The sequence below is a fragment of the Corynebacterium aurimucosum ATCC 700975 genome, from assembly GCF_000022905.1.
GTDB classification, from domain to species: domain Bacteria; phylum Actinomycetota; class Actinomycetes; order Mycobacteriales; family Mycobacteriaceae; genus Corynebacterium; species Corynebacterium aurimucosum_F.
The window spans coordinates 1-12,298 of record NC_010813.1; the positions used below are offsets into that span (position 1 = coordinate 1).

Genomic DNA, 12,298 nt, shown 5'->3' on the forward strand with positions numbered 1-12,298 from the left:
ATGCAGCCCCGAGACGAGCGCCGCGCCAAGCTCGAAGCAGTCAAAGAACTAGCCCGCCGACAAGAACACGACGCTGCACAAGAACTTCTCCAAGCCCAAGACGTCGGCTACACCTCCAAACTCTTCGTCCAAGCACTCTTCCCCTACCGCAAAGCAGAAAACAATGAGCGCGTCGTAGAAACAGCACAAGGGATAATCTCGGTCTACTCTCGCAGAGGTCTCCCCTACGGCAAGTACCCGCGCCTCATCATGGCGTATGTCATCACCCGTGCGGTTGAAAACGCCGGACGACTCAAAGAAGGAAAAATCGACGAGCAGGAAGCGCGCCGCGTCCCGCTTGGTCACTCCATGAATCACTTCCTCCAAGCGATCGGCGTCCTTGGACGCGGAACCGGGGGAGCTACCGGAAACCTGAAAAACATTCGCGAACAAATCCTTCGTATCGCAGGTTCCACCATTACCGTCGAAAGCGATGACGGAGTGCATGCCCAAGGCAGCAATACACAAATCTTGGACGGCTGGAACCTCTGGTTCGACCCCCGAGACCCCAACCAGGGAAGCTTCATTGAGTCAGAGCTGGTGCTAACCGAAAAGTTCTTTAATCACATTGCCGAATCTCCTATCCCCATCGATCTCAATGTTCTGCGCCAGCTGACCAAACCCCGGGCGATGGACCTCTACATCTGGCTCACCCTCAAGCAATACTGGCTGGCCAAAAACAACCGCGAAGCCTACACCTTCACCTGGGATATGATTGCCGCAAACTTCTCCACCAAAGAGCTAGAAACTTCACAAGATGTAGCTAGCTTCCGACGCAATTTCAAGAGTGCCATATCGGACATCCTAAAGGCTTGGCCAGAAGCGGGAATCGGAGCCGGCACTGACGGAGTAACCGTCACCAGAACCGCCCCATCAGTTCAACAGAAGCCGCCTCGCCCCGAACTCGACTAACCCATACACAGGAAAGCAGCGCCCTCCGGGGCGCTTTCTTTTTACCTAAAACAGCTTGCGCATATTTACGCATACGGCTGCGCATATTTACGCATACGGACGTATTGCCAGCTCAGCTTGCGCATATTTACGCATACGGAAAGAGCACTTGCGCATATTTACGCATACGGCTGCGCATATTTACGCATACGGCTGCGCATATTTACGCATACGGCTGCGCATATTTACGCATACGGGGCCAGTTATCCACAGGGTTTCACCTGCGAGTTTCTCTATTTTCCCAGGTCGCTTATAACTATATCCCTGTAGATCTATATCCCCAGCCGATCAACCAACAAAACCGTTCACTACGAGCTACTGTTTATGCTCCCGCCTCGCCTTGCGGCTCGTTGGGCTGCCGCCCAAATCAATAGATTTGGTTGCCACCAAACACCTCACAACAGCCACAATCCTAAAACCCTCCACGTGACCGTTGTATCTCCTAGAATCTTGGACAAAGAAAAAGAGCGGCAAAGAATCAGAAAAAGGTAACTAAGGCCCCAGGGACGCTACATCGACGCCCCACGCTTTAGACGCGACCTCGAAAACATCCTAGAGCGCCTAAAAGCCCAAGAGGTCACGTCTCCACTAGAAGGGTTGGACCTGACCCCCTGGTGGTGGACACGCTGAAACCAGCATGTCGCTGGGGAAGTGAGGTACCTTTCCACCATGCCACGCAAGACCTACACCGAGCGGTTCAAGCGTGACGCAGTCTCGTTGTACGAGTCGACTCCCGGAGCAACGATCAACGCGATCGCCTCCGATCTCGGGGTCAACCGCAACTCGCCGCGCAGCTGGCTCGATGCCTTCGGCACACGCACCAAAACCAATGCCAACGGTGAGAAAGTCGCCAGCCTCATCGCCGCGTCGGACTCCGCCACCGCTGCCTCAGGACTGTCGGACGCCGAGCGCATCCGCGTACTGGAACGCGAAAACGCCAAACTCCGCGAGGAACGAGAAATCCTTCGTAAGGCGGCCAAGTATTTCGCGGAAGAGACGAACTGGTGAACCGCTTCCGGTTCGTTGACGACCATCGAGACCTCTACGAGGTCAAGCGGTTATGCCAGGTCCTGAAAATCAATCGGTCCTCTTACTACGCCTGGAAATCAGCTGCCCCTGCCCGCCGGCAACGCCTCGTCGATGACGCGGTGCTGGGAGCGCAGATCAAGACCACCTTCAACGCCGAGAACGGCTGCTACGGCGCGAAACGAGTGACTGCGGCGATCAACTCCGATCCCGTCAACGACCGGGGCAAAGGCGGCCGTCTCAATCACAAGCGCACCGCCCGGCTGATGCGGCAGATGGGCCTTTTTGGTTTCACCAGGAAACGCCGGGTGAAAACGACGACGTCGAGTAAACGGGCCCCGAGGTTTCCGGATCTGCTGCAACGCCGGTTCACTGCGGACAGGCCGAACGCGGTCTACGTCGGCGACATCACGTACCTGCCGATCGCGGACGGGTCGAATATGTACCTGGCCACGGTTATCGACTGCTATTCGCGGCAGTTGACGGGGTTTGCGATCGCTGATCACATGCGCACCGAGTTGGTTGAAGAAGCCCTGACGATGGCCCGGAAGGTTCGCGGGAGCCTAGACGGGGCGATCTTCCACTCGGATCACGGCAGTGTTTATACCTCTGATCAGTACCGGAGACTATGCGTGCGCTTCGGTGTCACCCAGTCGACGGGCGCGATCGGGACGAGTGCGGACAACTCGTTGGCGGAGTCGTTCAACGCCTCGTTGAAGCGGGAAGTCCTGCAGGATGAGTCTGTTTTCACTAGTCAGTTGGACTGCCGCCAGGATGTGTTTCGGTGGTGCACGCGGTACAACACCAAACGATTGCATTCATGGTGCGGTTACCGCTCACCGAACGCCTTCGAAGACGCCGGGTTAGCTACACTTACTATCGCATCGTGATTAAATCCCCGTGTCCACTTTCCGGGGTTCGGGCCCATTGAGGGAGATCCCCGCGTCGTTGAGCGCTGCCCGCCCGGCGGGAGTGAGACGCACGGCCCGGGTACGACCCCTGCGGGAAAGCCATTCCTTATCCAGCAGAGTCTTGCAGATTCCCGTGCCGAGAGGGCCGGCGAGGTGGAAGCGGCGTTCGGTGGAGTCCATGCACGACCTGCCCGTGTCGAGCATCTTCGGGGGCACACCCCACTGTATGAACAAGCGATGACCTTGATTAGTGACCTGACAGTGCGAGTCGATGAACTCGTGCTCTTCTAGTTGTTCAGCCAGGCGCCCCCCGAGCTTACCGGCGAGGTGCTGATAACAGGTGCGGCCTTCACGTAGGTTCGCATTCGCCCGTGACGCGCTGAGGCTGTGAGGAGTGGGCAGGGGCGAGCGGGCGACCACGCCAAGGCTCTCGACCACTCGTGCGATGTCTTCCCCGGCCAGGCGAATGTAGCGGTGCCGGCCCTGCCGAATGTCGTGGACGAGACCGTGGGTGACGAGCACGTCAACATGCTCGCTCGCCGTCGACCGGGCCAGGCCCGCGTACCTGCCCAGTTCACCAACCGTCCAGGCCCGCCCGTCCATGAGCGCAGCACACATGGCCGCCCGCGACGAGTCAGCCAGAGCCGACGCGACTGTCGAGATATCCGGGACCGCTTCAGGAAACACGCGCGCAACCATGCCTCCAGTGTGCACCCGGAACTGTTCGGTGACGACCGAACAATCGCATGCGTAGTCTGAACTCACCAGATTCATTGCATCAGGAGGCGAAGGGAGCGATCGCGATGAACGGGGACCGCCAACGGCTACGCGGGCACTACGATGAGGACTTCTACTGGGAACGCGTTGACCGCAACCTGGGTTGGCTCGGCGACACCACCGAGGAACAGCGTGAACGCCAAGAGCGACTCCTCGCGGTTCCGAGCTACGACGCCCTCAACTTCCACCCCAGCCCGTTGCCCCGCTATGCGGGGCTGGCACCGTTCTATTGGATGGCCGAGAACCATGAGACCCAGGGCGGAGTCTCCGCAGTGCGAACGACAGCTGGGCTCGACGAGGGCCCCTCGTCGCCCAGCAACTCCTCGCGCTCACCGGGGGGAGACGGCCAGGGAGATCCGGGACATGCACTTCGCCGCGTCCTGGCGCCTGTTCGATCTGGTGCTGCCGACACTGCTGGACCGGTCCTACCGGACCTGGGATCAAGACCTGAGCAAGCGCACCTACTTCGGCCACCCGCCCGCCGAGGCTTCGCTGGAGTCTCGCGTATGACCGCGCATCGGCGCACGGCGCTGGTCGCGACCCTCCTCGGTTTCTTCATCGTCATGCTCGATACGACCATCGTCAATGTCGCCCTCGCCGAGATCGGCACTGACCTCGACACGACGGTGGGCTCACTGCAGTGGGTCGTCGACGCTTACACCCTCGTGTTCGCCGCGTTCCTTCTCACAGCTGGGGCCGCATGCGACCGTCTCGGGGCCCGCAGGGTCTACCTCGCTGGCCTGGTGGTCTTTGCTGTGCTCTCGGCCGTGTGCGCCCTCGCTCCCACAGGCGGGTTCCTCGTCGCTGGTCGCGCCGTCCAGGGCGTGGGCGCGGCAGCGATCGTGCCGGGCTCTCTGGCATTGCTGTCGGCTGTGTACGACGATCCGAAGGAACGAGCACGCGCCATCGGGCTGTGGGGCGGCGCAGGAGGTGTTGCCGCCGCGATCGGACCGGTCCTGGGCGGAGCGCTGGTGTCGACGATCGGGTGGCGGGCGGTGTTCTGGGTCAACCTCCCCATCGTCGCTATCGGCTGTCTGCTCACCTTGTGGGCAATTCCCGCGCTCACGGGCAGTCGCGCGAGACGGGTGGACCTACCCGGACAGGTGCTCTCCGTGCTCACGCTGGTGGCAGTAACCTATGCAGTCATCACCGCAGGCGAACACGGATGGTCACCCTGGCAGGTAGGCGCGCTGATCGCCGGGGGCGTCTTCCTCGCTCTGTTCATCATCGCAGAGCGACGACACCCGGACCCGATGCTGCCGATGGCCTTGTTCACTCGTGCCCGGTTCTCCGTGGCCGCAATGGTAGGGCTCGCGCTCAACATCAGCTTCTTCGGACAACTCTTCGTGCTCTCCCTCTTCTTCCAGCAGTACCTGGGATACGAGCCGTGGCAGGCAGGCCTCGCGCTGGCACCACAGGCGTGCAGCGCCGTGGTCGCGTCACCGCTGGGCGGCCGTGCCGTCGCCCGGTGGGGCGCGTTCCCCACCATGCTCACCGGCCTGGTAGTCGGCACGATCGGCTTCAGCAGCCTCGTGCTGCTCACCGCAGAAACCCCTTACGTGGTGGTCGCGGTGTTGACCTTCACAGCTGGATTCGGGATGGCCTTCGCGATGCCGGCCGCGACCTCGGCCGCAGTGGCCTCGGCCCCGCCGGAACATGTCGGTATCGCAGGAGGAGTCATCAATGCTGCCCGCCAGACCGGCAGCGTCGTCGGCGTCGCAGTCCTCGGCGGAATGGTCGCCAGTGGAGCGTTCCTCACAGGCTTCCACACAGCCGTCGCGGTCGCCGGTGGAGTCTTCGGTGCCGCAGCACTCGTAGTTGCTGCCACCATCATCAGCCACCTACAGGAGCCAGTTACACCTGAAGTTTAGAATCATTGTGTGATGAAACACCATCGGAGGAGGTCGAAGAAGCCGCCAGTCGAACGCGTACTGTGCTCCGAAACTGGTAAACGCGAATACGAGGGTGCTGTTGCAAAGTTGGGTGGAGAACCGCGAACACTCCTTTCTTCGTCGCCTGGCCAGCATTATGGCCCAGCCTGCTTAGATATTCTGGAAGACCCGGTTGACGATCACCGCGTCCGGGTTCGGTTGCCTGTTGGCAAACATCGTGCCTTGCCCTTTCCGCAATGAGTGCATCGCCTCCATCTCTTTCAACGTCCGATATGCAGATGTCCGGTTCTTAAACGCGCCTTTTGGCCCGAGGATCCGCTTCAGCCGACCATGGTCGCCTTCCAGGATGTTGTTGAGGTATTTCACCTGCCGGTGTTGTACTGTTGGGCGGGCAGGCTCCCTTTGACTTCAACTCGGCGATTGCCCTGGCTAGGAAGGGTGCTTTATCAGTGTTGATCACTCTGGGATACCCGGCTGACGCATTGGATCTGAGGGCCTTGGCCAGCAAACGCTTCGCTGCGGCCACGTTTCGCTTCGGAGAGAGGTAAAAGGCCAGGGTCTGACCACCGGCGGTGATCGCCCGATAGAGGTAGCACCACCTGCCGCCGACCCGGATATAGGTCTCATCCACCCGCCAGGAACTGGCCTGCCAGTCAGGTACCTGCCGGTACCACCGTGTTTGCTTGTCCAGCTCAGGGGCGTATTTCTGGACCCAGCGGTAGATCGTGGTGTGATCGACCGGCACGCCCCGCTGAAGTCATCATTTCCTCCAGATCGCGGTAGCTCACCCCGTAGCGGCAGTACCACCGCACTGCCCATAGAATGATGTCACGGGGGAAATGACGACCGGAGAAGATACCCATGGCTGTGATTATTTCACGTCGCTCTTCCTACTGCCCCAACTTTGCAACAGCACCTTACGCCGCGCTTGGAGGCAGCATAAGCGCAGCAATGATCCTTGTCCCCTCCTTCCTCTTCACCCAGGCCGGTCTCTCGCGAGAACTGGCTGCACTGCTCATCGCCTTCGGCCTACTAGCCCTGTGGACTACCATTTTCGGACTCCGCCTAAACGCAAGAACTAGCAGGTAAATCTGCATAACCCAGAACATATACTTTAGCATATGGCGGAACATACGCTATAACATATGCCTAAACATATGTTCCGCCATATGGCAGGACTCTCGGACGCACAGAGGAGGGCGAACGACTACGCAGATTTCTGCCCGCAGCAGAGAAAGAGAAGCTATGCCCCAGTGTGGGAGTATTGCGAAACCTTCGCGCGCCCATTAGCCTAAAACGTGACAGCACAGTTCACCTTTGAATTGCGGCTGCACAATAAAAAGGGCCCCAACGAGCGGCTACTCGTTGAGACCCTCGGGCCTTAAAGACCCATGTGAAGCGTCACTGCGATGAGCTTCACTGTTACGGTCGCAAGTGTTATGACCTTGATTGCCACATCGAGCCGGCTAAGCTTCGTGGCGTCAAGGTCTTTTCTTTTGCGACCGGGTGTATCCAATGAGTGCTTGCCCATTGTCTACCTCCCTTTTACGTCGTAGGGTTGTCCGCTCGCCTGAAAAAGGGCGCGCGGGACGACCCACGTCACGCGCGGGCCTTACCGCGCACCGACGAGGAAGCCACGCACATACCCCACCACAAGTAGCGGGGCGTGATTGTGAACCAGAAATAACGTTAGCAGGCTGCGTTGAGTGGAACGCGTGGTGTAAGTTCGCCGCTTCTCTTTGTAGAAGGCACCCATGAGAGGAAACGCGCACCGAGTTGTTCGTGGCCGTGTTCAAGTCCGTCGATTTTACCGACCAACACCCTAGCTAGACGCACGAAAGAGCAGCTAGGACTACGTATTACTAGACATATGCTTTAGCGTATGGCTAAACATACGCTATAACATATGTCCCACCATATGGCAAGACATATGGTGGGACTGGCGGGTGCGCTGATTTTCTAAAAAGGGAACTTACTTCCTCGGTTTAAGGCGTAAACATTAAGGGCGGTGTGTAACTTTCTTCTCTGCACGCTTGTTCAAAATGAACCACACGACCTGAAGGACAAAGGGGATGAGGTAGGTAAATATTGGGATAGCGACATTTAACAACCTTAGCTCAATAGTTTGCTGAGCTCCCGCTGCATCCTCTGATCGCACCAACAGGAAGGCGGAAAGCGCTATAAAACTCAGTACCTCAATGAGGGTAACAGTCCACCATAGAGCCCACGACAGTTTCACAAGTTTCTACCTTTCCCTAGTGAGTGTGGAGTAAGTTGAAGTTATTTCCCAAGTGCCAATCTAAGAAACAAATGTTTCCTATAAAACTTTTGCAGTGGGAATTGTAGCAAAGTGATGTACCCCATCAGGGACGTTTCAAGCGTTCCGAGCACAAGACAGGCGTAAATGTCACTTACACTTTGGCATGTGTTTGCCGCGTGTGGAAGATGGTGCAGAGTCTCAAAATCCGAGTTTCCCTAGTTTAGGCCACGTTATTTACCCTTATCTCGCGCTGCTTTAGGCGTTTTTTCAACGCCCGATACACCGTAGGGCGAGTAACCCCAAACTCCCGCGCCAACGACGCTTTCGACTCCCCCGCCAGCACGCGCTGCTTAATCTCCGCTACTTGCTGTGGGTTTAGGGCGGGTTTGCGGCCTTTGTACTTGCCGGCCTTTTTCGCCAGTGCAATACCTTCCGCCTGGCGTTCGCGGATAATGGCTCGCTCAAACTCTGCAAAGCTGCCGAGGATGCTCAGCATAAGATCCGCGCGTGGGTCGCTAGTGTCTTTCGAGAAGGATAGGTTCTCGTGCAGGAAGGTGACGGTCACGCCCTTGTCGGTGAGTTCATCAACAATACCGCGCAGATCGGTTAGTGATCGGGCGAGGCGATCAATCGACGAGACGACGAGTTCGTCACCGTCGCGCACATAGGCCATACACTCCCTAAGCCCAGGGCGCTCAGTCTTGGTGCGGCCGGAAATCTTATCTTCAAAGAAACGGTCAATACTTCCAGACGTATTGAGTAGTTCTTTCTGGCGTTGATTATTCTGCTCCACCGTTGAAACACGGATATAGCCCACCCGCTGCCCATGCGAACCAGAGCTTTTGCCCATTAGTCTTCGCCCCGCGAGGGTTTAAAGGCAGCATTCTCCTGGGCAATGACCGCATCACGATACGACTCGATTGCATCCGAGAGGGCGTACAGCTGAATGCCGTCGAGGCCATCAGCGTTAGCAAGCAAAGCTTGCACAATCCTGCCCAACGCCTGCTGCCCCGACGAGAGTCCACCATGCAGATCTTTCACCCGCGCCAACGCGGGCACAGAGTCAATATGACTTTCAATATGGAAACCGTCAGACGATAACACCACACTCACCACTTTCTGTAAACATAAGGCCTAGACCCTCTTAGGCACGTGTAAAACAATGCTAGGAACGGCCCTATTTTACAGGAAACATTCTGCCCCAGAACGGCGTAACAATAGGGTGTACCCATAATGAGCAGCGATGACCCGCTGCTGTAGCTGCTTCGCGACTTTTGCTTCCCCTATTTTCCTGCGGTAAAGTACTATTGACCAGTTTAAATACTGGTTTCAGCCTGTAGCTCAGCTGGATAGAGCAACCCTCTAACTAAGGGCTAGGTCGTGGGTTCGAGTCCCACCAGGCCGTTGTGGTGAGCGATTCATCATTTTGACCGCAGGCGCGGAATGGACAGCACTAGGAGTGCTGTCCATTCTTTCTTTCCTTATTAAAGAATCCAAAACAAAACGCTAACAACGACAATTATCGCTGTTAATAGTGAAATCGATAAAGGTCGCTGACGAAGCCAGCTTCTTGGAGTTTCTGCCACTTCAACGGTGGTGGCCTCTGGCTGACTTTGAGTTGATGGTGTTTTTGCTACTTGAAGCTTTCGTGGAGATTCTAGGTAGCGATAATAAGCTGTGCCCGCCCTGCCACTACGCAGTTTCGCCATGGTGGATGCTTCTGGCGGCAAGCCAGTACAATACTCCCCTTTTTTGTTTGGGTCTCCAGGCGTATAACCCATTTTCTTCCAGAAGCGGTGAGTGCTTTCTGGCGATCTACTATCTACGTATAGCAAAGAAATAGTAGCTCCTGCTTCGACGAAAGCCTTTTCTGCCTGCTCGACCAGTTTTTGACCGATGTCCATATTTTGATATTCAGAAAGAACAGCAACTTCAACGATTGACCTCGTCGCAAGAGATTCAGGAAAATCGTCTTTGACAGTCATACCTACGCTCCTTAACCCCTCATCAAGTTGTGTTGAGGGGTGCAGCGCCAATAATCCACCAACTATTTTTTCGTCAATTGCGCACTGAAGCAGAACTGACCGACTATCTTCATATTTCTTCTTATCTAAAAGAAGCTTGGAGGCATCTGGAATATGCTCCTGAAAGATTCTTTGCACTTTTCTCCGCGCTGGAGCTGACGTGATATTCGTGATCATTAGAGACTCATCATGGCACATACCCTTATTCTAAAACGGGCTGTGCATTTCCCTCGCGCTCATGGAATAGCTCCTGCACAATAAGGATTACTGAAGCATTATCGGTTCGAGCTGGGGAAAGCTAAAAGCAACAAAACCTAACGGGACAAAATTATTTGGCCGTGTAACTGGGGAAAGGATAGAGGGGTGAAGTGGCGTGACGGACATTGTGCATGAAGCCCAGGACACACACCTGTGTGTGTTGTTTATTGGGGCGCACGGGGATACTGGAGACTACAAGTACGCACTAGATTCCGCCAACAGTGCCGCCAAGCACCTACAGGTAATACAAGCGGAGTTGCCTGCCACTTCCCCACTGGCCCGCGACGCCGGCACACTCGCTAAGTTCGTGCGCGGCACAGAGAAATCTGTCCCAACAGTGCCCCTGCAGATAGCCCGGACGAACTTCTAGGTCTGGCCACCAGTCTCAAAGAGAAGCTGGAAGACGCTCAATAAAAGGAAACTCCCCAGTGCTTCTCGTCGCTGGAAGCACTGGGGAGAAGCCACCTGCGGGGGTGCGGGGGATTGTGGCTTTTTGTTTTCCTTCCGTCCGACTATGCGCCGGGGGAAGCGCGCTGCGGACACCCAAAACCATACCGCCTTACAGCGCGCCCGCAACCGGAGCGAAAAATAGGACAAACAATTACTTGCTTTGGGGGATATGCGACAAAAAGACACACTTTTGTCGCATATATCCCGGATCGGCTTTTGGGCTGACAGCTTTTAAAATGGGCGTCGCTTTTTGAGGGCTCAGACTAGGTGAGAATTGTGGTTCTGGGCGGACAGTCTGAATATGTTGTCAATGTCGCCTGTGACACTGCGTCCGAAATTATCAAATGCTTTCGAGGCATTCGTGGGAGGAAATCGATCTACCATTCTGTCTACTTCGGTGCGGCCTAATGGGAGCAAGTTGGGGTAGCTCCACATGAATGCAAAATGCCCGTTCGGACGAACTTGGGCTGTATCCGATGAAAAAAGCCAGGTTCCGCCACTTGAATTTTTCCAAACCAAAATGCTTGAACCTGGGAAGTGGCCACCCAGTTCAACGAGTTTTGCTCTTGGGCTTAAATCCACCTCTTTACGCCACACCACCTTGCGCGAGATGGCTTCATTCGACCACTTTAAGTCGAGTTCATTTACGAGTACCGTCCCGTTGTATTCGACCGCCCAATGAGATTGAGCTCCGAACATATGTGGATGACTTGCAGCAATAGAGACATTGTGGAGGCCTTGCTGAATTCTGGGGGTTGGAGTTTGGTTCCGAAAAGTGATGGGAAGTGGATCCCAGAGAAGCCAACCGTCGCCAACATTCAGCAGGTAGGACGTGTGCCCTATTCCAATCACGGGCTCCGTTTTTAGTGCATAAGCATCTGGTTCAAGTTCAGTGGCTTGAATTGTGAAGTCTGTTAGAGCTTCACGGTAGATCCATTTTTGCCCGTTTGGGTCTAGATACTGTCGGTCATCGTTGCAGATCTCACAACTTCCCGGTTCCGGGTCAGGTGCACCGCGATTTTCGACCCCACAGTTCCTGCAAATGGGACTGAGCTTTTCCATTAGTATCCTCCAGTTACAATTCGGTGCCCAGAAGGAGACTCGATCTCGTTGAGAAGAAGGTCGGCGAAATCGCGCCAACTTAGCTCGCTGACTCCGTCCTGGTTTTGGACGAGGGATGAGAATGACAATCGGTAGTTTCCCAGTTCAGGTCCGTCGATCAAGTTGGCTGGGGGGGCAACGTAGGTCCAGTCGGAGTCTGGAAGACTTTCCATTAAGGTGTCGAATTGGTTGGTTGATGCTACAGCAATGTCGCGCCAGGCATCCTGAACAAATTCTGTATTGATTGTTCGCGGTGCACCCTCATCGTCTGAGACTGGCAAACTTCCAGCTCCACCGCTGACCACCAACCTCACACCGAGGTCGTGGCAGACTTCCGCAACGTTGATACTTCCTTGGACTAATTCAGCTTCCCTGCCGGGGCTGGGCCGGGTCGCGTTAACCACGACGTCAACACCGGACGCTACAGAGGTCAAAAAATTTTTGTCGTATGCATCGCCGTGGATAAGTTGGGTGCCGGGGCCAGACAAGAAATCCGGTGTGCTCGATCGGGTTACACCTGAAACCGAGTGCCCTCGCGAAATTGCCAAACGGCTTAAAACCGCGCCAACCTGACCGTTGGCTCCGAGGATAAGAATATGCATCTTCATC

General features: G+C 56.1%; 10 protein-coding genes, 1 tRNA gene and 2 pseudogenes. 5 read left to right on the forward strand and 8 right to left on the reverse strand.

Features of this window, described 5'->3' with window-relative positions; genetic code table 11:
- Entirely contained in the window at positions 1–951 is a 951-nt protein-coding gene (locus CAURI_RS00005; protein WP_010187845.1) for a replication protein RepA, read from the forward strand.
- Positions 952–1,659: 708 nt separating this feature from the next.
- Positions 1,660–2,906, forward strand: a protein-coding gene (locus CAURI_RS00015) for an IS3 family transposase (protein ID WP_100067413.1) whose coding sequence is annotated in 2 segments (ribosomal slippage) — positions 1,660–1,984 and positions 1,984–2,906 — 1,248 coding nt in all. Because the reading frame shifts where the segments join, the coding sequence is not laid out codon by codon here.
- Here the strand turns inward: CAURI_RS00015 and CAURI_RS00020 are convergent.
- Positions 2,907–3,626: an ArsR/SmtB family transcription factor gene (locus CAURI_RS00020; protein WP_012468090.1), complete on the reverse strand. Its 720-nt coding sequence runs from the start codon at positions 3,624–3,626 to the stop codon at positions 2,907–2,909.
- 104 nt (positions 3,627–3,730) lie between these two features.
- Between CAURI_RS00020 and CAURI_RS14030 the strand changes: the two are divergent.
- Both CAURI_RS14030 and CAURI_RS00030 read left to right on the forward strand, forming a co-directional pair.
- A pseudogene (locus CAURI_RS14030) lies at positions 3,731–3,949 on the forward strand (hypothetical protein); the annotation flags it as partial.
- A gap of 261 nt (positions 3,950–4,210) precedes the next feature.
- Positions 4,211–5,575, forward strand: coding sequence for an MFS transporter (locus tag CAURI_RS00030; protein WP_010187840.1), 1,365 nt, complete (start codon positions 4,211–4,213; stop codon positions 5,573–5,575).
- 171 nt (positions 5,576–5,746) lie between these two features.
- Here CAURI_RS00030 and CAURI_RS00035 read toward each other — a convergent pair.
- From CAURI_RS00035 to CAURI_RS00055, 4 genes and pseudogenes are all read right to left on the reverse strand, one after another.
- Positions 5,747–6,459, reverse strand: a pseudogene (locus CAURI_RS00035) (IS6 family transposase).
- Positions 6,460–7,595: 1,136 nt separating this feature from the next.
- A complete protein-coding gene (locus tag CAURI_RS00045; protein WP_010187835.1) occupies positions 7,596–7,835 on the reverse strand; it encodes a DUF3923 family protein in 240 nt (79 codons plus the stop codon).
- A gap of 241 nt (positions 7,836–8,076) precedes the next feature.
- Positions 8,077–8,706 (reverse strand): recombinase family protein, encoded by a 630-nt coding sequence (locus tag CAURI_RS00050; protein ID WP_010187834.1) that lies wholly within the window; start codon positions 8,704–8,706, stop codon positions 8,077–8,079.
- Positions 8,706–8,969, reverse strand: coding sequence for a hypothetical protein (locus CAURI_RS00055; protein WP_174878611.1), 264 nt, complete (start codon positions 8,967–8,969; stop codon positions 8,706–8,708). Before CAURI_RS00055 ends, CAURI_RS00050 begins: the two co-directional genes overlap by 1 nt.
- Positions 8,970–9,186: 217 nt before the next feature.
- On the opposite strand from CAURI_RS00055, the gene CAURI_RS00060 reads away from it, so the two are divergent.
- Positions 9,187–9,261, forward strand: a tRNA-Val gene (locus CAURI_RS00060).
- 79 nt (positions 9,262–9,340) lie between these two features.
- On the opposite strand, the gene CAURI_RS13415 is transcribed toward CAURI_RS00060, so the two are convergent.
- The 3 genes from CAURI_RS13415 to CAURI_RS00070 all read right to left on the reverse strand — a co-directional run bounded on the left by CAURI_RS13415 (position 9,341) and on the right by CAURI_RS00070 (position 12,291).
- Entirely contained in the window at positions 9,341–10,057 is a 717-nt protein-coding gene (locus tag CAURI_RS13415; protein WP_157753243.1) for a GNAT family N-acetyltransferase, read from the reverse strand.
- Between the two features lie 789 nt (positions 10,058–10,846).
- On the reverse strand, positions 10,847–11,650 hold the full coding sequence (locus tag CAURI_RS13425) for an MBL fold metallo-hydrolase (RefSeq protein ID WP_010187825.1): 804 nt from the start codon (positions 11,648–11,650) through the stop codon (positions 10,847–10,849).
- On the reverse strand, positions 11,650–12,291 hold the full coding sequence (locus tag CAURI_RS00070; protein WP_236660801.1) for an NAD(P)-dependent oxidoreductase: 642 nt from the start codon (positions 12,289–12,291) through the stop codon (positions 11,650–11,652). Before CAURI_RS00070 ends, CAURI_RS13425 begins: the two co-directional genes overlap by 1 nt.
- Positions 12,292–12,298 lie beyond the last annotated feature (7 nt).